20 protein-coding genes and 1 pseudogene are annotated in these 22,434 nt (G+C 69.1%); 13 read left to right on the forward strand and 8 right to left on the reverse strand.

The annotated features are described in order from the left end of the window. Positions 1-27 precede the first annotated feature (27 nt). The 3 genes from ACIOHP_RS30910 (at position 28) to ACIOHP_RS30920 (ending at position 2,689) form a co-directional block, all read left to right on the forward strand. Complete coding sequence (locus ACIOHP_RS30910) at positions 28-1,638, forward strand: hypothetical protein (RefSeq protein ID WP_401892594.1); 1,611 nt, start codon at positions 28-30, stop codon at positions 1,636-1,638. Next, positions 1,608-1,769 carry a hypothetical protein gene (locus ACIOHP_RS30915; RefSeq protein ID WP_401892596.1) on the forward strand — a complete coding sequence of 54 codons (162 nt, stop codon included), beginning with the start codon at positions 1,608-1,610 and terminating at the stop codon, positions 1,767-1,769. Before ACIOHP_RS30910 ends, ACIOHP_RS30915 begins: the two co-directional genes overlap by 31 nt. A gap of 104 nt (positions 1,770-1,873) precedes the next feature. Continuing rightward, the gene (locus ACIOHP_RS30920; protein WP_401892598.1) at positions 1,874-2,689 is read left to right on the forward strand and encodes an SAM-dependent methyltransferase; all 816 of its coding nucleotides are present in this window, start codon (positions 1,874-1,876) and stop codon (positions 2,687-2,689) included. A 132-nt stretch (positions 2,690-2,821) separates the two neighbouring features. Here the strand turns inward: ACIOHP_RS30920 and ACIOHP_RS30925 are convergent. Then, positions 2,822-3,922: pseudogene (locus ACIOHP_RS30925) on the reverse strand (polysaccharide lyase family 1 protein); the annotation flags it as partial. Positions 3,923-4,388: 466 nt separating this feature from the next. Between ACIOHP_RS30925 and ACIOHP_RS30930 the strand changes: the two are divergent. Then, entirely contained in the window at positions 4,389-5,576 is a 1,188-nt protein-coding gene (locus ACIOHP_RS30930) for a right-handed parallel beta-helix repeat-containing protein (protein WP_401892600.1), read from the forward strand. A 91-nt stretch (positions 5,577-5,667) separates the two neighbouring features. Here the strand turns inward: ACIOHP_RS30930 and ACIOHP_RS30935 are convergent, their stop codons facing one another. After that, entirely contained in the window at positions 5,668-6,108 is a 441-nt protein-coding gene (locus ACIOHP_RS30935) for a tetratricopeptide repeat protein (protein WP_401892932.1), read from the reverse strand. Then, positions 6,108-7,217 carry an LLM class flavin-dependent oxidoreductase gene (locus ACIOHP_RS30940; RefSeq protein ID WP_401892603.1) on the reverse strand — a complete coding sequence of 370 codons (1,110 nt, stop codon included), beginning with the start codon at positions 7,215-7,217 and terminating at the stop codon, positions 6,108-6,110. Before ACIOHP_RS30940 ends, ACIOHP_RS30935 begins: the two co-directional genes overlap by 1 nt. A 234-nt stretch (positions 7,218-7,451) precedes the next feature. Here ACIOHP_RS30940 and ACIOHP_RS30945 point away from each other — a divergent pair, with 234 nt between their 5' ends. After that, a complete protein-coding gene (locus ACIOHP_RS30945) occupies positions 7,452-7,823 on the forward strand; it encodes a DoxX family protein (RefSeq protein ID WP_401892605.1) in 372 nt (123 codons plus the stop codon). Between the two features lie 171 nt (positions 7,824-7,994). Here the strand turns inward: ACIOHP_RS30945 and ACIOHP_RS30950 are convergent, their stop codons facing one another. Further along, positions 7,995-9,314: a replication-associated recombination protein A gene (locus tag ACIOHP_RS30950; RefSeq protein WP_401892608.1), complete on the reverse strand. Its 1,320-nt coding sequence runs from the start codon at positions 9,312-9,314 to the stop codon at positions 7,995-7,997. A gap of 450 nt (positions 9,315-9,764) precedes the next feature. Then, entirely contained in the window at positions 9,765-12,113 is a 2,349-nt protein-coding gene (locus ACIOHP_RS30955; protein ID WP_401892609.1) for an alpha-L-fucosidase, read from the reverse strand. A 285-nt stretch (positions 12,114-12,398) separates the two neighbouring features. On the opposite strand from ACIOHP_RS30955, the gene ACIOHP_RS30960 reads away from it, so the two are divergent. Further along, a complete protein-coding gene (locus tag ACIOHP_RS30960) occupies positions 12,399-12,893 on the forward strand; it encodes a carboxymuconolactone decarboxylase family protein (protein ID WP_401892611.1) in 495 nt (164 codons plus the stop codon). A gap of 59 nt (positions 12,894-12,952) precedes the next feature. On the opposite strand, the gene ACIOHP_RS30965 is transcribed toward ACIOHP_RS30960, so the two are convergent. Next, positions 12,953-13,246: a hypothetical protein gene (locus ACIOHP_RS30965; RefSeq protein ID WP_401892614.1), complete on the reverse strand. Its 294-nt coding sequence runs from the start codon at positions 13,244-13,246 to the stop codon at positions 12,953-12,955. A 357-nt stretch (positions 13,247-13,603) separates the two neighbouring features. On the opposite strand from ACIOHP_RS30965, the gene ACIOHP_RS30970 reads away from it, so the two are divergent. The 7 genes from ACIOHP_RS30970 to ACIOHP_RS31000 all read left to right on the forward strand — a co-directional run bounded on the left by ACIOHP_RS30970 (position 13,604) and on the right by ACIOHP_RS31000 (position 20,538). Continuing rightward, positions 13,604-13,912, forward strand: a complete 309-nt coding sequence (locus ACIOHP_RS30970) for a GNAT family N-acetyltransferase (RefSeq protein ID WP_361556306.1) — start codon at positions 13,604-13,606, stop codon at positions 13,910-13,912. 43 nt (positions 13,913-13,955) lie between these two features. After that, positions 13,956-14,366: a (4Fe-4S)-binding protein gene (locus tag ACIOHP_RS30975; RefSeq protein ID WP_401892617.1), complete on the forward strand. Its 411-nt coding sequence runs from the start codon at positions 13,956-13,958 to the stop codon at positions 14,364-14,366. Between the two features lie 157 nt (positions 14,367-14,523). Further along, on the forward strand, positions 14,524-15,405 hold the full coding sequence (locus tag ACIOHP_RS30980; RefSeq protein ID WP_401892618.1) for a helix-turn-helix domain-containing protein: 882 nt from the start codon (positions 14,524-14,526) through the stop codon (positions 15,403-15,405). A 226-nt stretch (positions 15,406-15,631) separates the two neighbouring features. Next, the gene (locus ACIOHP_RS30985; protein ID WP_401892619.1) at positions 15,632-16,270 is read left to right on the forward strand and encodes a (2Fe-2S)-binding protein; all 639 of its coding nucleotides are present in this window, start codon (positions 15,632-15,634) and stop codon (positions 16,268-16,270) included. A gap of 12 nt (positions 16,271-16,282) precedes the next feature. Further along, on the forward strand, positions 16,283-17,266 hold the full coding sequence (locus ACIOHP_RS30990; protein ID WP_401892621.1) for an FAD binding domain-containing protein: 984 nt from the start codon (positions 16,283-16,285) through the stop codon (positions 17,264-17,266). After that, positions 17,263-19,455, forward strand: a complete 2,193-nt coding sequence (locus ACIOHP_RS30995; RefSeq protein ID WP_401892623.1) for a xanthine dehydrogenase family protein molybdopterin-binding subunit — start codon at positions 17,263-17,265, stop codon at positions 19,453-19,455. The genes ACIOHP_RS30990 and ACIOHP_RS30995 overlap by 4 nt, the downstream gene beginning before the upstream one ends. Before the next feature lie 81 nt (positions 19,456-19,536). Continuing rightward, entirely contained in the window at positions 19,537-20,538 is a 1,002-nt protein-coding gene (locus ACIOHP_RS31000; RefSeq protein ID WP_401892624.1) for an NAD-dependent epimerase/dehydratase family protein, read from the forward strand. 35 nt (positions 20,539-20,573) lie between these two features. Here ACIOHP_RS31000 and ACIOHP_RS31005 read toward each other — a convergent pair whose 3' ends face one another. Continuing rightward, on the reverse strand, positions 20,574-21,686 hold the full coding sequence (locus tag ACIOHP_RS31005; protein ID WP_401892626.1) for a sensor histidine kinase: 1,113 nt from the start codon (positions 21,684-21,686) through the stop codon (positions 20,574-20,576). Further along, complete coding sequence (locus ACIOHP_RS31010; RefSeq protein WP_361556282.1) at positions 21,683-22,432, reverse strand: response regulator transcription factor; 750 nt, start codon at positions 22,430-22,432, stop codon at positions 21,683-21,685. The genes ACIOHP_RS31005 and ACIOHP_RS31010 overlap by 4 nt, the downstream gene beginning before the upstream one ends. Positions 22,433-22,434 lie beyond the last annotated feature (2 nt).

Raw genomic sequence — 22,434 nt, forward strand, 5'->3', positions numbered from 1 at the left:
TGGCGGCCTCGGCGATCGAAGAAGGGCGTGCACTGCGAGCGCACGCCCCCTGAATGTCCCGAGCGCCCGGAGGCGAGTCGGCAACTCCGGTGTTGTCGCTGTGCCGGGTCCCTACTGTTGGGGCAGCCGCGAGAGGGAAGGACGGCTCTCCTTCCCGACGACCTGACGCGGCATCACTCATCAGTCATCTCATCGCTCGAGTGCCGGAACGGTCTCCGGGCCGGACGACGGCGGTCGACGGCCCAAGACCGGTTCCCGACCCGGAGCACGGACGTTCGGGGGGACAGACGACCGTGGCGGCCGGCTTCTTCGGCGGCAGGGTCACGGTGGTCCAGGCCGACGCCCCACATCGCGGGCGGTCTCAAGGACGTGAAGCGGTGCGACGTCGTCGCCGCCCGCCACATCTACGACTACGAGCGAGGCAAGGACGAGGAGGAGGGCTTCCAGGCCCGTATCACCACCCATCTGTCGTCCTTCGCCCTCGTCCAGCGCGCCCAGTCGGTCGCCCGCTCGGAAACCTGGCGGAACCGCATCAGGTCTCCGCTGCCCGATCGCACCCCGAAGGCCTACGTCAAACCACTCGCCGCCGGCTCGAAGGTGGTGGCCAGTGAGCGCTCCGCCACGGCTCGGCTGCTGGCCCGGCACTGCGGTGACGCGCTCGCGGTGGAGATGGAGGGATACGGCTTCCTGCAGGCCGCGTACGTCAACGCGGGCGTCGGCGCACTCGTCGTCCGGGGGATCTCCGACCTGCTGTCCGACAAGGGCGAGGACAACGACGACGTCTGGCAGCCGGCTGCCTCCAGGTGCGCCGCGGCCTTCGCCTTCGAGGTGCTGTCCAAGCTCTCCGCTCCCCCGGTCGGGCGACGGGGACTGGGGAACTTCGTCGGCGAGTTACGTCGGACGCGGCAGCCCGGCGGGCAGGCGACGATCGGGTTCGGGCCGGATCACTCGGCGGTCGTCATCGGTGGGGACGGATCGATCGAGCGGTGGGACCTGAAGTCGGGCGAGGCTCTGCCCGGTGCCCCGGGCGAGGCCGAACTGCGCCTCGGCCACCAGGCCATCACCTCCCCGGGCCGCCACAGTGTCGCCATCGCCCGCCGATCGCGCCTGGAACTCGTCCACTTCGTGGGCACGTCCGGCGAACACCGGCGGCGTACCGCGCCCCTGGCCCAGGACGAGTTCCTGGTCACCAGTGGCGGCACCGTTCTGGCGACCCATGACGGCCGCCGCCTGGCCGTGCGCGACTTCACCGACGGCCGGATTCTCCGCGAAGTGCCCTGCCCTCAGGGCCTCGCGGCATCCGCGATCAGTGCCGACGCCTCGGTTGTCGCCATGGCCACCTCGAACAAGGTCCACGTCCACCAGCAGCATCGTGGATCGGTCGAACTGGACATCCGCAACCGGCTGGAGATTCTCAAACCGGGCTGCTGGCTGAGCATCTCCCCCTCCGGAAGGTACGTCGCGTGCGCCACCTTCCGCGAACTACGGGTCTGGCTGACGGCTGATCAAACCATCGTTCTGCACCGGGAGTTCAGCGGACAGGAGAGTGTCGACAGCCTGGGGGCCCAAGGCATGCGCCTGTTCTGCACCGACGAGGGGAGGGTGCTGTGCTCCGTCGGGGCCTGCTGTCCCAGGTGACCCACCAGCCCGAGATCCGCCATCTCGAACAGGCCGGCCGTTACGACGACTTCGCCGTCCACCTCGACGGAAACCTGCTGGCGGCCGTCAGCGGCACCAGCCTCGTACGGACCTGGGAGTGGAACGGCTGAGGTCGGCCAAGCTGAACCCCTCAACGGGTGGGCGCGAAGCGGGTGTTCGGACGTAGGTTGTGCGATGAATGACCCGCACCTCGGCCGAAGGACTGACGCGACTCATGACTGACCCTGTGACGACGCCCGAACCAGCGGAGCACCAGAAGATCGACACCTCTGTGCCGCACTCGGCGCGCATCTGGAACTACTGGCTGGGCGGCAAGGACAACTACCCCGTGGACGAGGCGGCAGGCGACGCCTACACCGACGTCTTCCCCGGTATCGTCACCATCGCCCGCAGCAGCCGCGCCTTCCTGCGCCGCAACATCACGTATCTGGTCTCCGAGGCGGGGATCCGGCAGTTCCTTGACGTCGGCACCGGTCTTCCGACCGCCCAGAACACCCATGAGGTCGCCCAGCAGATCGCCCCCGAGGCGAGGATCGTCTACGTCGACAACGACCCCATGGTCCTGGGCCACGCGCGTGCCCTGCTCTATTCCACCCGCGAGGGCGCGACCGCCTACATCGACTCCAACGTCACGGACCCGGACCGCATCCTCGCCGCAGCCGCGAAGACGCTGGACTTCGGCCGGCCCACCGCGCTCATCCTCAGCAACATCCTGGGACACGTCGCCGACCACGATCAGGCCCGCTCCATCGTCACCCGGCTCATGGACGCTCTGCCCTCGGGGAGTTACCTGTCCATCAACGACGGCTCACGCGGCGTGGACCCGGTCTTCGAGCAGGCCCAGGACGCGTACAACGACAGCGGGGCCGTGCCGTACAACCTGCGCACGGTTGAGGAGATCACCGCGTTCTTCGACGGCCTGGAACTGGTCGAGCCGGGCGTCGTCTCGGTCACGCAGTGGCGTCCGGAGCCTGGTTCCACCAGTGCGGACGTCATCGCCGAGCACGGCGGTCTTGCCCGGAAGCCGTAAGCGGCGACCGTTGCGGACGTCGCGGCAGGACCCGGGTCCCGCGATGAAGCCGATCGTGCGGGCCGGCAACCAGGAGGTACCCCCCTGTCGCCGTCCCGCACGTTGCCGTAACCCGTCCCGTCGGTCTGGTCAGCAACTGCCGTCCGACACCAGCAGCCCCTTGCCGGCACCTGCCGTCCGGCTCACGATGTTCGGCACGCAGGCAGCCGTGTCGAGGCTGTGGGCGTAGGGGATGCTCACCGTGGTGTTGGACTTCGGGTCGGGGCCGGCGGGATGGTTCTCCGAACCGGCGCTGGACCAGGTCACGTTGTCGAAGATGTTGCCGCTGACCTGCCAGTATCCGGCCGCGTCGGTGTAGAAGGTGCCGAGGACGTCCTTGGAGTCCTCGAAGTAGTTGTTGTCCACCTTGGCCTTGGCGCCGGCCCGGGAGTTGATGCCGGACTCGTTGAGTTTCACGTAGTGGTTGTTGTACATGTGGGCTGTGCCGCCACGGAGCAGCGGGGTGCGGGAGTCGATGTTCTCGTACCGGTTGTGGTGGTAGGTGATGAAGCTGTTCGAGACGTCGCTCTCACTCGATCCGACGAGGCCACCGCGGCCGGAGTTGCGCAGGATGCTGTAGGAGAGCGTCACGTACTGGGTGTTGTCCTTCATGTCGAAGAGACCGTCGAACCCCTGCGCCTCCCCACCCGACGCCTCCAGAGTGGTGTGATCGACCCAGACGTTGCGGACGTTGCGCTCCATGCCGATGGCGTCACCGCCGTTGGACGTGGGCGAGCCCGACTTCTTGACGTTCCGGATGGTCACGTTCTGAATGATGATGTTGCGGGCGTCGCGCAGGTGGATGCCCAACTGGTCGAAGACAGCGCCGCTGCCGACCCCGATGATCGTGACGTTGCTGACCTCCTTGAGCTCGATCACGCCGGCGGCGGTGTTGCAGCTGGCGCCCGACACCTTGGTGGTGTTGCCGTGGTTGATGGTTCCCTGCACCTCGATGGTGATCGGGGTGCTGCTACTGGCCCGGCCGCACAGGGCCGCGTGGATCGCGGTTCCCGTGGTGGCCCGTACGGTCGCCCCGCCCGCGCCGCCGGTGGTCCCGCCGTTCTGGGTCGCGTATCCGCTGGCGCCGGCGGTCGCCGCCGATGCCTCGGGTATCGACAGAACCGCACCGGTCGCGGCCGTAATAGCCATCGTGGCCAGCGCCGCATGGAGTCGCAGTGAGAGTGGTCGCTTCATCCTCGTCTCCTCATCTTCTCGTTCGTCCTCGAATGTCGGGGCGTGCTTGCGTCGGCGTAGTCGGCCTGACGGTGGGCCCCTGGCTCCGGCAACGGAACACCAGGCGCACGCGCTGATTCCCCGTGGGTAAGCGCTTTCTCGGACCGTAGGGACCTGTCGCGACCGCGTCAATACTGTTGTACGGAATTTGTTCACGTAGGTGAACAAGCGGCGAGTGCGGCACCTCGGCCACTACGCCCCAGATTTGCAGGCCTGATCTCTGGAGGGGCACTTCATCCCTAAGGAACGGATCCTTCAGGCCATCGCGCCACCGCACTCAGGGGTGGCGGCGACCGTCGCACTCGATTCACAGATACAGACAACGATCATGTGCAGGCACCTTGACGTGGCTATGACACGCTTCTTTACTTCTCCCGGAAAGCGCTTTCCCGCTACTCGATTCAAGGCCCCGCTCTGGAGACGATTCATGCGCCTGAAGCACGTCGCCGCGTCCACCGCCCTCTCCGGACTGCTGGCCGGTTTCCTCACCTTGGGCTCCGCCGGCGGTGCGCACGCCGCCACCGACCTGTATGTGGCGCCGAACGGCAGCGACAGCAACGCGGGGACGCTCGCCGCCCCGTTGAAGACCATCCAACGCGCCGTGGATCTGGCGCAGGCGGGGACCACCATTCAGGTCCGGGGCGGGACATACGCACCGACCACGAACCTTCAGTTACTCAAGAGCGGCACGGCGAGCCAGCCCATCACCCTGCGCAACTACAACAGTGAGCGCGTGATCATCGACGGCGAGAACATGCCGTACACCCCGGGAGCGGTGGATTCGAGCATCCCCCGTTCCGAGCGCGGTGCCGTTCACATCGAGGGGGAGTACTGGCGGCTCGTCGGCCTGGAAATCATCCACGGCCCCTACGGCGTGTTCGGACTGGACACCAGCGGCAACGTCTTCGACCGCGTCGTCACCCGGGACAACTACGAGTCCGGGTTCCACCTCCAGGGCGCTTCCAGCAACAACCAGATCCTGAACCTGGACAGTTACGGAAACCGCGACCCTCGCAAGAACGGTGAGAGCGCCGACGGGATTGCCATCAAGGAGGGCGCCGGCAGCGGCAACGTGTTGCGTGGCGCCCGGCTGTGGAACAACGCTGACGACGGCCTGGACTTCTGGATGTTCGACAACTCGCCGCTCCTCGTGGAGAACACGCTCGCGTGGGGCAACGGGTTCAACCGGTGGAACCTGCCTGACTACCAGGGCGACGGCAACGGCTTCAAGATGGGCGGCAACGGCGTGGCCGCCAACCACACCGTCCGTAACAGCATGGCGTGGGACAATTCCGCCGGCGGCTTCGTCGACAACAACAACCCGGGCAAGATGAAGATCGAACGCTGCACCGCGTGGGACAACACGAAGACCGGCTTCAACTTCAACCGGTCCTCCAGCACACTCACGAAGAACCTCGCGGTGGCCAACGGCACCGACGTATCGCTGGGATCGACCTCCACTGGCAGCGGCAACTCCTGGAATATCGGCGGCAGTTGGTCCCTCGCCAGCACCAGCGCGAGCACGATCACGGGTCCCAGGGCAGCCGACGGCTCCATCCCGACCTCCACGTTCCTGCGCCCCAGCAACGGCGCGGACGTCGGGGCACGGTTCTGAGCGAGCGCGCCCGAAAGTTCGTCAAGAACCTGAACCTGAGCGAAGAGGGGCACCGGATCAACCAGTGCCCCTCTTACGCGCACCCGCCGCTTCAGGAATGGGAGGGCAGTTCGCCCGAGAAGGCGGCGGCCATCCGCAGCCAGGGCGCCGCCTCATCGGCACGCCCCTGGCGTTCCAGGGTGCGGCCCAGCATCAGGTGGGCGTAGTGCTCCACCGGATCGCGCTCGATGACCTGACGCAACTGCTCCTCCGCGCGCCCCAGTTGGGCCGAGTGATAGTAGGCGCGGGCCAGCAGCAGCCGAGGACCGGTCTGCTCCGGAACCTCCTCGACGACGGCGGCGAGGAGACGGGCAGCACCGATGTGGTCCCGTGCCTCGAAGAGCAGTTGGGCCCTTTCCCAGCGCTCGAGGACGCTCTCTTCGTGCGGCACGCCGACGCCGTTGTCGAACAAGTGCAGAGCGCTGGCCCAGCGGTCGGGCGCGACTCCGTCCTGCGCTGGGTAGTCGTTGAAGGTGTCGATGTTGTCGGCCATCATGCTTCCCTTCCTACCGGCTCGTGGACGAGGTCGGTGCCGCGGGCGGTGAGCAGCGACACGTGGGTGGGGGCGTCGGGCACATCGGCCGGCCGGCCCACGGCGAACTCCTTGCGCAGTACCGGGACCACCTCGGAGCCCAGCATGTCGATCTGCTCCAGTGCCGCCTCGAGCGGGACGCCGCCGCCGTCGACTATGAACAGTTGGCGCTGGTAGTCACCGGCGTAGTCACGGAAGGACAGCGTCTTCTCGATGACCTGCTCCGGGGTGCCGACCGTCAGCGGAGTCTGCTGCATGTACTCCTCCATGGCCATCCCGCCGCCCATCACCGGCGAGCGGTCGAAGACCGGGCGGAACTCGCGTATGGCGTCCTGGGAGTTGCGGCGCATGTAGACCTGGCCGCCGAGGCCAACGATCGCCTGCTCCGCACTGCCGTGGCCGTAGTGCGCGTACCGGGTCCGGTACAGGTCGATCATCTTCCTGGTGTGCTCCTTCGGCCAGAAGATGTTGTTGTGGAAGAAGCCGTCGCCGTAGTAGGCGGCCTGCTCGGCGATCTCGGGCGAGCGGATGGAGCCGTGCCAGACGAAGGGCGGTACGCCGTCCAGGGGGCGGGGTGTGGAGGTGAAGCCCTGGAGCGGGGTGCGGAACTTCCCCTCCCAGTTCACGACGTCCTCGCGCCACAGGCGGCGCAGCAGGGCGTAGTTCTCGATGGCGAGGCCGATGCCGTCGCGGATGTCCTTGCCGAACCACGGATAGACGGGGCCGGTGTTGCCGCGGCCCATCATCAGGTCCACCCGGCCGTCGGCCAGGTGCTGGAGCATCGCGAAGTCCTCGGCGATCTTCACCGGGTCGTTCGTGGTGATCAGCGTGGTGGAGGTGGAGAGAATGATCCGCTCCGTGCGCGCGGCGATCCAGCCCAGCATCGTGGTCGGCGACGACGGCACGAACGGCCGGTTGTGGTGCTCGCCGGTCGCGAACACGTCCAGGCCCACCTCCTCAGCCTTCTGCGCGATGGCGACCATCGCCTTGATCCGCTCGTGCTCGGTCGGCGTACGGCCCGTGGCCGGGTCCGTGGCGACGTCACCAACGGTGAAGATGCCGAACTGCATCGTGATCAGCCTTTCATGAGGTTGATACATCAACCACGACCCTTAACGCGCCCCGCCGCATCCGTATTCCGGCTGCACCGCCAGCCGTCCACGCCGGATCCCCGCTCACGATCGTCATCTAGTTGACACATCATCCGAGTGTCCCTATGTTCCTCGTGACGAACCCGTTGACGAAGCAACCAAGAGGCCACGCCCTCCGCCGGGGCACGGGCCACACCGGAGGGAACCACCCCCATGTACATCACCGCTGCGGTCCTCAGCGTGCTGCTCGCCCTCGTGGCACTGGCCGCCGGCACGCCGAAGGCAATGCTGAAGGGCGACGTGTCCGCAGGGCTCCAGTCCCACATGGGCCTGAGCGCCGGGCTGGTCCGCTTCATTGGACTGGCCGAGGTCGCCGCGGCGGTGGGCCTGGTCGTGGGGCTCTTCTGGCAGCCTCTGGGCATCGCCGCCGCCGTCGGCTTCGGGATCACGATGATCGGCGCGGTGGGCTTCCACACCAAGGTCGGCGACTACGCCGATCCCGCCACGCGCGGAAACGCCATGGCTCCCGTCATCCTCGCGCTGGTCTCCGCGGCGACCGCCGTCACACTCGTCCTGGCTATGTGAGCCCGACCCCCGAGGCACAGCCCGGCCGCCCCCACAGCGGTCGGACACCGCGTCCCGATCGACCGATCACCCAAGTGACGACCTACCGCTCCGAGACGTGGCTCCGGCCCCCGAAGCGCGGCGCGACCCGTCCTGCCCTGACTGTTTTCGTACGGCTTTCTTCGCGGGTCGTCAGTCGGCGGAGTCGGGGCGTTGCCCGCGCAGGGCCGACCACCGGTCCAGTCGGCGGCGGATGTGCTCCTCGTAGCCGCTCCCCGTGGGGTGGTAGAAGGTCTCGCGGTCCATGCCCTCGGGAAAGTAGTCGGCGCCGGAGAACCCCTCCGGTGTGTCCGGGTCGTACTGGTAACCCTCGCCGTAACCGATGTCCTTCATGAGCCGGGTCGGCGCGTTGAGGATGTGCGGCGGAGGCATCAGGGAGCCGGTCCGGCGGGCGCGCTGCTGTGCGGCGCCGAACGCACGGTAGACCGCGATGGACTTGGGGGCGGTCGCCAGATGGACCACGGCCTGCGCGATGGCCAGCTCGCCTTCGGGTGAGCCGAGACGCTCGTACACGTCCCAGGCCGCCAGGGCCTGTTGTACCGCCTGGGGTTCGGCCAATCCGATGTCCTCGTTGGCGAAGCGTACGAGTCGGCGGGCGATGTACAGGGGGTCCTCGCCGCCGTCGAGCATGCGGGCGAGCCAGTACAGGGCCGCGTCGGGGTCGGAGCCGCGCATGGACTTGTGCAGCGCCGAAATCAGGTTGTAGTGGCCCTCCTGGGCCTTGTCGTACAGCGGAGCCCGCCGCTGGATCTGCTGGGCGAGGGCGGAGGTGTCCAGCGGCGGTGTGCCCTCGGGCAGCGCCTGGAGCTGCTCGGCCATGTTGAGCAGGAACCGGCCGTCGCCGTCCGCCATGGCCAGCAGGGCCAGGCGGGCCTCGTCGTCCAGCGGCAGTTCGCGCCCGTTCAGCTCCTCGGCGCGTGCGATCAGGGTGCCCAGGGCCGTGTCGTCGAGACGTTTGAGGACGAAGACCCGGCAGCGGGAGAGCAGTGCCCCGTTCAGCTCGAAGCTGGGATTCTCGGTCGTGGCCCCGACGAGAGTGACCGTGCCGTCCTCCACGTAGGGCAGGAAGCTGTCCTGCTGGGCGCGGTTGAACCGGTGGACCTCGTCGACGAACAGCAGCGTTCCCTGGCCGATCTCACGCCTGCGCCGGGCCGCCTCGAAGACCTTCCTCAGGTCCGCGACACCGGAGAATGTGGCCGACAGCGGCTCGAAGGCCAGCTCGGTCCGCTGCGCCAGGAGCCGGGCGATGGTGGTCTTCCCACATCCGGGCGGCCCCCACAGGATCGCCGACACCAACCGCCCCTGTTCCACCATGCGCCCGAGGGGGGCGTCGGACGCGAGCAGGTGTTCCTGCCCGACGACGTCCTCCAGGGTGCGCGGCCGCAGCCGGTCGGCCAGCGGGCGCTGCGTGCCCTCGTCGAACAGGGGCAGCGCTTGTGCTTCGTGCTTCATGGACGGTCCTTGGCTCCTGGCCTCGCGGTGGGTGTGGCGTGCGGCCGGGTGTTCGTCAGTCGGCGATGCCACCGTGGGCGATGACCTTGGTCGGGTGCAGGCGGACGGCCAGCTCACCGGGAACGGCATTCCGCCTGCCGAACCCCTCGGCTTTGTCCGTGCCCCGACCGGCGGGCCGGGGAACGAAGGGCCGTTCCCGCATGATCAGTGCGCGCGGCGGCACCGGCAACACGACGACGGCGAGCCCGCGCTCACCATCCTTTCCTCGCGGACGACGATCCGCTCGGCAAACTGCGGACACCTGATGGTCGACAGACGACACACGTCGGGAACGGAACGGAGTTCCTCCGCCCTCTTCGTCTCGCTGCCCGCCACCTGGGCCCGAACCGGTGTCGCGAGCAGTGTTGTGCCGTCGCGGCCACCGGTCGGGCTCAGGATGTCCCTCGGTTCTCAGGCACGCCAGTGCACTTTGAAGACCCACGCGTGCTGCCCCGCCCTGCGTGCGGCTTCGGGGACGTCGATCACCAGCGCCCCGTTGCTGACGGTCCACGTCAGGGGTCGGCCGTGGCCGAGCATCGTCATCCTGTCGCCGGCGCGGATCGGGATCGGTGCTTCGACGGTGAGTTTGGCGCCCGGCCTCGCCAGGGAGTGGATGTAGAAGGCCTCGTCCGGGCGGACGGTGAACCGCAGGTCCTCGCCCAGTTCGGCCATCCGGGACCAGTACGTGGTGTCGTGGATCGCCTCTCCGTTGGTACGGAGCCAGCGGCCTGTCTCACGCAGCCGGGTCTGCATGATCTCTGGGATGGTGCCGTCGGCACGCGGACCGATGTCGAGGAGGAAGTTGCCGTTCTTGGAGACGATGTCGACGAGGCTGTGCACGACCTCCTCGGTCGTCATGTAGGCGTCGTCCGGGGTCGCCTTGTTGTATCCGTAACTGAACGGGTCCAGTCCGCGGCTGGACTCCCACTTGGCGACGACCGTGTTGTCGTACGTCGTGTACTCGGGGGTCGTGAAGTCGTGGAAGCCGATGCCCGAACGGTCGTTGACGGTGACGTCGATGGGCCGGGCGCGGTTCTTCGCGTGGTTGAAGTACTCGGCCAGGACGTGAAGGCTGTCGTTGGCGCCGCCGATGTCGCACCAGATGAGCTCCGGGTCGTAGCCCTGGATCAGCTCCAGCATCTGCGGGGCCTGGTAGTCCTTCACGAAGTCCTTGCCCCCGGTGTAACCCGTGTACGGCTCCGGCTCCTGGGTGTACGGATTGCGTGGGGCGTGACCCATCCAGGGGTTGTCCGGGTTGAACCACTCGGGCATGGAGAAGTAGAGCCCGCGGTGGAGTTCGGGGGTGTAGCGGCGGGACGCGTCGAAGAGTTCCTTGACGAGATCCCGTTTCGGGCCCATCTTCACGGAGTTGCGGTCGGAGAGCTTCGTGTCCCACAGGGCGAAGCCTTCGTGGTGCTTCGAGGTCAGCACGTGGTACTGGGCACCCGCGTCCCGGAACAGTTCGACCCAGGCGCGCGGATCGAACTTCTCCGCCGTGAACATCGGGATGAAGTCGTCGTAGGAGAAGTTCTCGCCGTACGTCTCGCGGTGGTACCCGTGGACGGCGTTCGCCGGGTCCTGCATGTGGTTCCAGTACCACTCGGCGTACTGCTTGCCGACCGGCGACCAGGCCGGCACCGAGTAGACGCCCCAGTGGATGAAGATGCCGAACTTGGCGCCCTGGAACCAGTACGGCGCCTGGTGGCCGGAGAGCGAGGACGCGGTGGGCTGGTAGTCGGCGACGCCGAGAGTCAACCGGCCCTCCTGCGCGGCGACTTGGGTTCCGCGTCCGGTGACGGTCACCGAGCCGTCGCGAACCGTGCCGGGTGCGGTGCCCGCACGGTTGCGGATGCCCACGCGGACGCGGGCCTGCTCACCGGGGTCCAGGCGGCGGACACGGGCGCCCTCGACGGTCCGGGCTCCCGGAACCTCGACGCCCACCGACACGCCGTCCGCGGCCAGGATGGAGACCGTCCCGGCGTTGACGACGGTGGCTTCGATGCTCTGGGCGCCGGACGACTCCAGCAGCGAGTTCGTGGACCGGGCCCCGCGCAGGGCCAGCGCGCGCCCCTGGGCGGCGGGTTGCAGGGACAGCGCGAACACATGGAGCGACGCCTTGTTCGCCTGCGCCGGGTTCGTCACCGGGAGCGTGATCGCTACGGCGTCGCGCTGCGGGTCGAGCCACAACTCTGACGTGCCGATGCCCACACGGTGTTCGTCCTTGGTGCCGTCCGGTGTGTAGCGGTACGGCACCGACAGGGATCCACCCGTCGCGTACCAGTCGGATCCGCCGAGGGGGGCGGTCGTGGTCGAGCCGTCCGCGTAGTGGACCGTGGCCTTGCCGGAGGCGTTGCCGTAGCTGCCCGCGGTGAGGAAGAGAGCCGAGAGGTAGCGGCCTTTGGGCAGTTCCACGCGCTGGCCGAGCGCGACGACATTGTTCTTCCCGTCCGTGTCCGAGGCCGGGAAGACAAAGGGCACACCATCGACTTCGACACGGCCTGCGGGAAGTTCCTCGCCCGGGAACGTGTAGCCCGAGCCGTCGAAGTCGCCGCCCCGTGCGGAGGCGGTGTCGATGCCGTCGTTGTCGTAGAGGGAGTCGAGGGGAACAGGGACGGGGTCGGGGACGGGAGCCCACGGCCCGGCGTACTCGGCGAGTGGTTCGACGGCGTGTGCGGCGGTGGCTGAGGCAAGGGGAAGGGCCGCAGCGGCGGCGGCTCCGGCCGCGGTGCCCAGGATCTGACGTCTCGGATACGTACCCATGAGCGGCTCCAATTCATCGGATGTCTGATGATTGAATGGACTCATCACGCTGTCAACTGCCCCGACAGAGCGGAGTGTTGAGATATAGGTCGGATGAAAAATGGGGCACCAGCCTCGCCTCGTCGGCGCGTCGAGCCGTTCGGCGGTCATAACGGTCACCTGCGCGATCCACCGGAAGTCCGACACAAGGCCACGCAGGAGAGCCCAGACCCGAAGTTGTTGCGTCAACTACAATGCCGTGATCAGAGAACGAAGGCCACAGCAAGCAGACGACGAGCGGGAGACATGCGGATCTTCATCGACAAACAGAGCCCCAAGGCCTTCCATGCCCTGCGGCAGACGGCGGAAGCGGTACGGACGGTTGCCGCCGAAGCGGGGCTCGACCGCACCGCTGTGGAACTGATCAACCTCCGCGTGTCTCAGATCAACGGCTGCGCCTATTGCCTCGACACCCACACCAGGGCAGCCCTGCGCGCGGGTGAGTCGACGCAGCGGCTGGGAGTGCTGGCCGCCTGGCGGGACACCGAGGTGTTCTCCCCCATAGAGCGCGCGGCCCTTGCACTGGCCGAGGCCACGACCGAGCCCACCGATGCCGTCGCACAGGAATCCGCTTACGAGGCCGCTCGACAGGCGCTCACCGATGACCAGATCTCCGCTGCGATATGGGTGGCGGTCACCATCAACGCGTTCAACCGGGTCTCGATCATGAGCAAGCACCCGGTACGGGCGAATCGAGATGCTCCGGGAGGGAAAAGCGGCGTCCCACTGTCCGATGGGTGATGCACCCCCTTCTCACCCCACCCGCGCGACGCCGGTGGGGTGAGCGTCGAGCCGCCCTCTCACCGCAGGGTCGCGCCCAGTGAACTGGAACATGTTGCCGAGCTCCTCGGCCAACGGAATCTCGAGGGTACGCCGTAGGGCACGGACTGGAAGCACACCGGCTCGCCCAGCGCCGCCGCCAGCTTCTCCGCGTACTGCGCACCGGTCAGATGGTCGCCGGCCAGACCGACTCTCCGGCCGATGTCCGCCACGTCCACGCCGGACAGGAGCTTGCCGTCCTCCAGGAACAGCTCATTACCCTCACCCTTGACGTCGAAGTGCGGCACGTTGCACTTCTCCTGCAGCACCGACATACGGCTGTCCTCCAGCGTCGACCAGACCACGTGCCGCGGTCCGGTGGCCGCGAGCTCCCTGCCCCGGTGAGCGCGCGCACCGTGAAACCCGACTCCGGTTCGGCCAGGATCGCTCGAGCGGCCCCGCCACCCTGCGCACCCGTTGCTCCGGCGACTGCGATGAGGCGCGGCCGTCTCGATGGCCGCGCGACCGTTGGGAGTGACGACCACATGGACACCGCGCCCGCCCTTGGGGCAGAACTCCTGGGTGACCAAGCCGCGCTGGACAGAGGTTGACTCCCCCACCCCGCTGGCGTACGTTGTTGATATATCAACAACAAATTCATTGCAGACTTTGCCGGATTCCAAGGAGAACAAGTGACGGTCAAGGTGATCGACCAACCTGAGGCACGCCGATACGAGGCCACGGTGGACGGGCAGTTGGAAGTCGCGGGTTTCTCGCAGTACATCCGGACACCGGAACTGATCGCCTTCCTGCACACGGAAGTGCGTCCGGAGTTCGAGGGCCGTGGGGTCGGTTCGGCGCTGGCTCGGACCTCGCTCGACGAGGCACGCGCCGCAGGGCTGAGGGTCCTTGCCACGTGCCCCTTCTACGCGGCCTGGATCGGCCGCCACCCGGAGTACGCCGACCTGCTGTACCAGGCCCGGAGCAAGGTCAGCGACTGACTCGGCCGAGCGGACGGGCGAAGACGCAGTGAGGGAGACCGGCATGAGCGGCACACCCCGGAAGAAGACCTACAAGGCGCCGGAGATCACCGTGACCTTCGAGTCGAGGCGCTGCCTGCACGCAGCCCGGTGTCTCGACGGCCTGCCCGAGGTCTTCGACGTGAACGCGCGTCCGTGGATCCGGCCCGACGGCGCCCCGGCCGACCAACTGGCAGAGGTGGTGCGCCGCTGCCCCTCGGGTGCGCTGCGGTACGAACTGCCGGATGGCGGGAGCGAGACTCCGGACCGGCCCACCCGCATCACCCGGAATCCTGATGGGCAGCTGGTCGCGCGTGGCGACCTGTCGCTGGACACGCAGGAGGGGACGGACCGCGAGACCAGGGCCGTGCTGTGCGGCTGTGGCAACAGTCAGATGCAGCCGTACTGCGACCACTCCGGCCCCTGCGGCCGGTAGCACGGGCGGTGACGAAGGAACCGACCACGAACTGGTCGGCCCGCTGATCACTGCCGAGCCGGCACGCGGCGGCATGCGCACAAAGTGGAGAAACCATCCAGAGAGTGATTCGTCCTGGGAGGAAATTCTCCCCTCTTTCCCCGGTGCGTTCGGTGTCATGCTGAGAAGCATGACCGGCAACGTTCCCCTTAATGAGCTGGGAGAATTCCTCAAGAAGCGCCGCGCCGAGCTGAGCCCGCGCACGGTCGGACTGCCCGAGAGCGACCGGCCCCGCCGGGTCGCCGGGCTGCGCCGCGAGGAGGTCGCCCAGCTCGCCAGCATCAGCACCGACTACTACATGCGCCTCGAACAGGGTCGTATGCAGGCCTCTGCTCCGGTCCTGGACGTCCTGGCCCGGGTCCTCCGTCTGGACGACGACGAGCGAGGCTATCTCTTCCAGCTCGCGGGCAAGACCACCACCCGCACCCGACGCCGCGGCCGCCAGAAGGTGCAGCCACAGTTGCAGCGGGTCCTGAACGACCTCACCGCCACGCCCGCGATCGTGCAGGGCCGGCGCGGCGACATTCTGGCCTGGAACCCGTTGGCCGCCGCGCTGGTCACCGACTTCTCCCGCGTCCCGGAAAAGCACCGCAACTATCCCCGGATCCAGTTCACCGAACCGGCCATGCGCACCCTGTACGCGGACTGGGAGACCTCGGCGCAGATCTCCGTGGCACAGCTGCGGATGGAGGCCGCGAAGTATCCCGAGGACCCTCGCCTCATCGAGCTGGTCGGTGAACTGTCCACGCGTGACCATCAGTTCGCCAAGTGGTGGGCCGACCACCGCGTCGCGGCCCGCACCGTGGGCACCAAGACCCTCAACCACCCGGTCGTCGGGGAACTCGTCCTGGACTGGGACACGCTCACCGCCAACACCGATCCCGACCAGCACCTGACCGTCTGGACCGCCGCGCCCGGCTCCCCCACCCACGAACGGCTGAGCATCCTCGCCTCCTGGGCCGCCGATCAGAACCTGCCCGCGTCCCGGCCGCTCAGCTGACGGTTCGACACGGCTGCTGACGACGTGCACCGCGCCGGCCGCGGTCCATGCGGTCGAGGAAACCATGGGGGGACAAAACTCTCCCAGTCACAGCCGTTGCTCGTGATGCAAGACTTCCCGCATCGACAGCAGGGCCTGCGCTCGCCAGGTCTGCGGCGACGACGATCCCCCACTCCTGCCGTGCTGTTCCGCATGGCCGATCCGTCCGTGATGCGAAGGCATACCTATGTCTCTTGACCTCCCTGATTCCGCTGTTCCTCCCCCCGCCGAATCCGACGAGTCCTCCTCGGCGCCCACGCGGCGCACCTTCATCGCGACCAGTACCGCAGTCGGCGGCGCCGTCGTCGCGGGAGGAACCTTCCTCGCCGGGCCGCAGGAGGCCAGTGCCGCGGCCGCCTCGCCCTCCAGCCGCGTCTCCCTGACGGTCAACGGCACCCGCCGCACCGTGACGGTCGACAACCGCACCTCGCTGCTGGACCTGCTGCGCGAGCACCTGGACCTGACCGGCTCCAAGAAGGGCTGCAACGCCGGTGCTTGCGGCGCGTGCACCGTGCTGGTCGACGGGCAGCGGGTCAACTCCTGTCTGACGCTGGCCGTGAGACTTGAGGGCGCCCAGGTCACCACGATCGAGGGGCTGGCCAAGGGCGACCGACTGCACCCGCTGCAGCAGGCGTTCATCGACGAGGACGCCTTCCAGTGCGGCTACTGCACACCCGGCCAGATCATGTCCGGCGTCGGCTGCATCCAGGAGGGCCACACCGGCTCCCCGGAGGAGATCCGGGAGTACATGAGCGGCAACATCTGCCGCTGCGGCTGCTACGTCAAGATCGTGCGCGCGGTCGAGCAGACCGCCGCCCGGAAGTAAGGGGAACAGCCTGTGCGTCCCTTCGCCTACACCCGTGTCTCCGACACCGGGGAAGCTCTCAACGCCGGTCGCGACGGCGGGCGTTACATCGCCGGCGGCACCACGCTGGTCGACCTGATGCGCGAGACCGTCGAACACCCCGGGACACTCGTCGACATCTCCGGCCTGCCGCTGCGTGAAGCACTCGTCACCAAGCAGGGCGGCCTGCGTATCGGCTCCCTGGTGCGGATGGCCGAGGCCGCCGCCCACCCCGCGGTGCGCGCCGCCTATCCGGTCGTCTCCGAGGCCCTGGAGCTCAGCGCCTCGGCCCAGTTGCGGAACATGGCCACCATCGGCGGCAACATCATGCAGCGCACCCGCTGCACCTACTTCCGTGACGTGAGCGCCGACTGCAACAAGCGCGAGCCCGGCTCCGGTTGTGCGGCGCTGCACGGCGTCAACCGCTCCCACGCGATCCTGGGCACCTCCGACGCCTGCGTGGCCACCCACCCTTCCGACGTCGCCGTGGCCTTCGCGGCACTGGAGGCGCGCGTGCACCTGCTGGGTCCGGACCGACGCGAGCGCAGCGTGCCGTTCGCCGACTTCCTGCTGCGGCCCGGCAGCACCCCCCACCATGAGCAAGCCATCCGGCAAGGCGAGTTGATCACAGCAGTGGAGATTCCCGCCCTTCCACAGCCGCTGAATTCGGGCTATCTGAAGGTACGCGACCGCCAGTCCTACGAGTTCGCGCTCACCTCGGCGGCCGTGGCACTGCACATGCGCGGTGGAACGATCCGCGAGGCCAAGGTCGCCGCCGGCGGCGTGGGCACCGTCCCCTGGAAGCTGCCCGCGGTCGAGCGGGCCCTCATCGGCCGACGGCCCTCGGACGCCCTGTGGACCGCGGCCGCGGAGAAGGCGGCGGAGGGAACACGCCCCCTCACGCACAACCGCTTCAAGGTCGCCCTGCTGAGGCGGACCGTCGAACGCCAGCTGCGCATCGTGGGAGGAACCGAATGAGCCCCCAGCCACAGGCAGCCGTGGGTGCGCCGCTGTCCCGGGTGGACGGGCGCCTGAAGGTCACGGGTCAGGCGAAGTACGCCGCCGAGTTCGACGCCGAGGGGACGGTGCACGCCGTCATCGTCGACGCGAGCATCGGCCGCGGCCGCATCACCTCCATCGACACCGGTGACGCCGAGGCCCACCCGGGCGTGCTGCGGGTGATCCATCACGGCAACGCGCCGACACTGCCGTACCGCGACAACCCGGGGTCGAACAACCTGCCCGGCCGCAAGGTGCGGGTGTTCCAGGACGACCGGGTGCTCTTCCACGGCTACCCGGTCGCCGTCGTGGTGGCCACCACCCTGGAGGCCGCGCAGCACGGTGCGAGCCTGGTGAGGGTCGGCTACGACGCCGAGCAGCCCTCGACCGACCTCACCGAGGGCGAACCTGGCCGGCCGGCCACCTACGCGCGCGGTGACGTGGAAGCCGGACTGCGCGACGCCGACGTACGGCTGGACCTGACCTACCGGCTGGCGCGCAACCACCACAACCCGATGGAGCCGCACGCCACGATCGCCCGCTGGGACGGCAACCGGCTGACCGTGTGGGACAAGACCCAGTGGGTGCCCGGCACCCAGACGGAACTCTCCACGGTGTTCGATCTGCCGATGGACTCCGTGCGGGTCATCAACCCGTTCGTCGGGGGCGGCTTCGGCAGCGGGCTGCGCTGCTGGCCGCACACCGTGGTCGCCGCGCTGGCCGCACGGGAGACGGGCCGTCCGGTCAAGCTGGTCCTGACCCGCAGGCAGATGTACTTCGGCACCGGCTTCCGGCCCTCCTACGACTACCGGCTGAGCGTCGGCGGCGACCGCAACGGCCGTCTGGTCGCCGCGGACCACCGGATCGACGCGGAGACCTCGTCGTTCGAGACGTTCACCGAGGCCGTCATGTCACCCGGCCAGATGCTCTACAGCACGCCCAGCGTCCGCCAGGCCTATCGGACGGTGCCGCTGGACGTGAACAGCCCGATCTGGATGCGCGGTCCCGGCGCCGCCACGGCCGTCCACGCCGTCGAGTCGGCCATGGACGAACTCGCCCACGAGCTCGGCATCGACCCGATCGAGCTGCGCCGCCGCAACGAGCCGGCCCAGGACCCGTCGAACAACGCGCCGTTCTCCACGCGCCGGCTGCTGGAGTGCTACACCACCGGCGCCCGCGAGTTCGGCTGGAACCGCCGCAGTCCCAAGCCCCGCTCGACACGCGACGGCGACTGGCTGATCGGCATGGGCATGGCCTCGGGCGTCTACCACACCGGCGTCGCCCCGGCGCAGTCCCGGGCCCGGCTGAACGCCGACGGCACGGCAGTGATCGAGTGCGCCACCAGCGACATGGGCCCGGGCACCTACACCTCCCAGACCCAGGTGGCCGCCGACGCGCTCGGGCTCGCCGTGCGCGCGGTCGACTTCCGGCTCGGCGACTCCCGCTACCCGCAGACCCCGCCGCACGGCGGCTCGATGACCATGGCCAGCGTCGGCTCCGCCACTCTCGACGTCTGCAACCAGCTCAGGCAGCAGGCGATCCGACTGGCCGTCGAGGACGAGGAGTCGCCGCTGCACGGGGTGCCGGCCGACGACATCGTGGTCCGGGGCGGCCGGCTGCATGTGCAGGGGAACCCGGCACGCGGTGAGACGTACCGGCGACTGCTCACCCGTAACGACCGGGAGCGGCTCGTGGCGAACACCTCCTTCTCCCCGCCGCAGGGCGAACGGTTCTCCATCAGCGCCTACAGCGCCACCTTCACCGAGGTGGCCGTGGACGCGACGCTGGGTCTGGTGCGGGTACGGCGGATGCTGTCCGTGTACGACGCGGGCCGCATCATCAGCCCCAAGCTCGCCGACAGCCAGGCGCTCGGCGGCATGGTGGGCGGCATCGGCGCGGCCCTGCTGGAGCACACGGTCACCGACCACCGTGACGGCCGGATCGTCAACGCCAACCTCGCCGACTACCTGGTCCCGGTCAACGCCGACGTCCCCGATCTCAGGGCGATCTACCTCGACGGCGAGGACACGCACGCCGACGCGCTCGGCGTGAAGGGCCTTGCCGAGCTGGTGATCTGCGGCGTGGCGCCCGCCATCGCCAACGCGGTGTTCAACGCCACCGGCCGCCGGGTGCGTGAACTGCCCATCACGGCAGAGGCCCTGCTCTGACGCCGCCTCGGCTTCTTACGGAGTCGTGACGTGCGGGCGCGCTCCCGCCCTTGCGCGCGCCGCCGGACCTAGCGTGGCCGTATGCGTGTACTGGTCACCGGCGGTGCCGGGTTCATCGGGTCCCATGTCGTCGAGGCGCTGGCGGCGCACGGGCACGAGCCGATCGTGTACGACGTCCGGGCGGATCCCGGCGCCGACGTACGCGATCCGGCTGCGGTCGCCCGCGCGCTCGCCGGCGTGGACGCCGTCTGCCATCAGGCGGCCATGGTCGGGCTCGGCAACGGTGTCGCTGACGCGGCGCAGTACGTGGCGCACAACGACCTCGGTACCGCCGTGCTGCTCGCCGCCATGGCGGAGGCCGGCATCGGGCGGCTTGTGCTCGCCGGGTCGATGGTGGTCTACGGGGAGGGGCGCTACGAGTGCCCGCGGCACGGTGTCGTACGGCCCGGGCCGCGTGCCGTCGCCGACCTGGACGCCGGGCGGTTCGAGCCGCCGTGTCCGGTGTGCGGGGCGGACCTCTCCCCGGGTCTGGTCGGCGAGGGCACCGCGACCGATCCGCGGAACGTGTACGCGACGACCAAGCTCGCCCAGGAGCACCTGGCCGTCGCCTGGGCCCGCTGCACCGGCGGCTCGGCGGTGTCGTTGCGCTATCACAACGTCTACGGGCCGGGCATGCCCAGGGATACGCCGTACGCCGGGGTGGCCTCGTTCTTCCGGTCCGCGCTCGCCCGCGGCGAGGGACCGCGGGTGTTCGAGGACGGGGCACAGCGCCGGGACTTCGTGCATGTGCGGGACGTGGCGGCGGCCAACGTGGCGGCGCTGGAGGCGTCGTCGGCCGCGGGCGTGCTGACGGTGTACAACACGGGCAGCGGTGACCCGCACACCGTGGGCGAGATGGCGCGGGCCCTGGCCGCCGCGTACGGCGGGCCCGAGCCGGTCGTCACGGGCGAGTACCGGCTCGGGGACGTACGGCACATCACCGCCGACTCCGCGCGGCTGCGGGCCGATCTGGGGTGGAAGCCGGAGGTCGCGTTCGGAGACGGAATGGCGGAGTTCGCGCGGGCCGGGATGCGCACCGTGTAGAACTGCGGTGCCACAGACCGGTGGTGCTGCCCGCATCAGGAAGCGGCGGCGGGCAGCACCACCTCGAAGCGGCAGCCGCCGGGGATGTTGCGTACGGTGGCCCGCCCCTGGTGGGCCTCGACGATCCCCCGGACGATGGCGAGCCCGAGGCCCGCTCCGGCCGGCGGTGTGCGGGCGTGCGTGCCGCGCCAGCCGGTGTCGAAGACGCGGGAGAGGTCCTCGTCGGGGATACCGCCGCAGCCGTCCGTCACCGACACCACCACTCCCTCGGGCGAGCGCTCGGCAGCGACGGCGACCGTACCGTCGGCCGGGGTCCGGCGAATGGCGTTGACCAGCAGGTTGCCCAGGACCCGGCTCATCTCCTTGGCGTCCACCTCGACCGGCAGCATCTCGACATGCCCGCCCACGAGCCGCACTCCGTGTTCCCGGGCGAGCGGGTCGGCGCCCGCCAGCGCGTCGCCGATCAGGTCGTAGAGCGAGATCCGGGCGTACGACAGCGGCAGTGTGCCGGCGTGGATGCGGGAGAGTTCGAAGAGGTCGCCGACCATGTCGTTGAGGCGTTCCACCTCGGTGCGCATCTGCCGGAGGTAGCGGGTGGGGTCGGCGGCGACTCCGTCCTCCAGCGCCTCCGACATGGCGCGCAGACCGGCCAGCGGGGTGCGCAGATCGTGCGAGATCCACGCGACGAGTTCACGCCGGGACGCCTCCAACGCCCTTTCCCGTTCACGGGATTCGGCGAGCTTGGCGCTGGTGGCCGCCAACTCCCGGCTCAGGTGCTCCAGTTCGGCGGTCGCGGGGACGTCGGGGGCGGCGAAGTCCCCGCCGTCGCCGAAGGAGCGTGCCGCAGCAGCGAGTTCACGGCTGCGCGCGACCACCCAGCGGCCCAGGAGGAGAGCGGTGGCCAGCGAGACCACGGCCGCCATCGCGACGACCGTCGTGACGACGGTCAGGTCGTGCGGGGACAGGAACATCGCCCAGGCCACGGCGAGCGTGCCCGCCAGCATCGCGACGATCCCGACGGCCGCCACCACGGCCAGGGACGCGGTCAGGGAGCGGCGCCGGACCACGCGCAGTACGGCCGCTCCGGCCAGCCCGGTGGCGGCGGCGCCGGCGAAGGCGTACAGGGCTATCAGCAGCGTGTCGTTCATGATCCGCTCTCCTCCCCCGTGGATTGCGTGGTTCCCGTGGGATCGAAGCGGTAGCCGACGCCCCACACCGTCTGGATCAGGCGGGGGCGGGCCGGGTCGTCCTCGACCTTGCCGCGCAGACGGCGGACGTGGACGGTGACGGTCGACAGATCGCCGAAGTCCCAGCCCCACACCTCGCGCATCAGGTCCTCCCGGCTGAACGCCCTTCCCGGATGCCGCAGGAAGTAGGAGAGCAGGTCGAACTCCCGCAGGGTGAGGGCGAGTTCGTTGTCGTCCTTGGACGCCCGGCGGGCCGCGGGATCGACCGTCAGGCCCGCCGCGCCCAGCCGTGCGCCGCCGGTGGCGGGCCTGCTGCGACGCAGTACCGACTCCACGCGCAGCACCAGCTCGCGGGGGCTGAACGGCTTGGTGACGTAGTCGTCGGCGCCCACTTCCAGGCCCAGGATGCGGTCGTCCTCGTCGCCGCGGGCAGTGAGCATGATGACCGGGACCGGCCCCTGGCCGCGCATCCGGCGGCAGACCTCCAGGCCGTCCATGCCGGGCAGCATGAGATCGAGCACGACCAGGTCGGGCCAGTGCGCGGCGGCACGGTCGAGGGCCGTCGGACCGTCGTCGGCGCGGTCGACGAGATAGCCGGCCCGGTCGAGGTACCCGGCGACGACCTCGGCGACGGTGGGGTCGTCGTCGACCACGAGGATCCGGGTGGGACCGCTCGCGCTCTCTTCGTGCTGGTAGGGCTGCTGCATGC

Source organism: Streptomyces sp. NPDC087859 (assembly GCF_044742595.1).
GTDB classification, from domain to species: domain Bacteria; phylum Actinomycetota; class Actinomycetes; order Streptomycetales; family Streptomycetaceae; genus Streptomyces; species Streptomyces canus_F.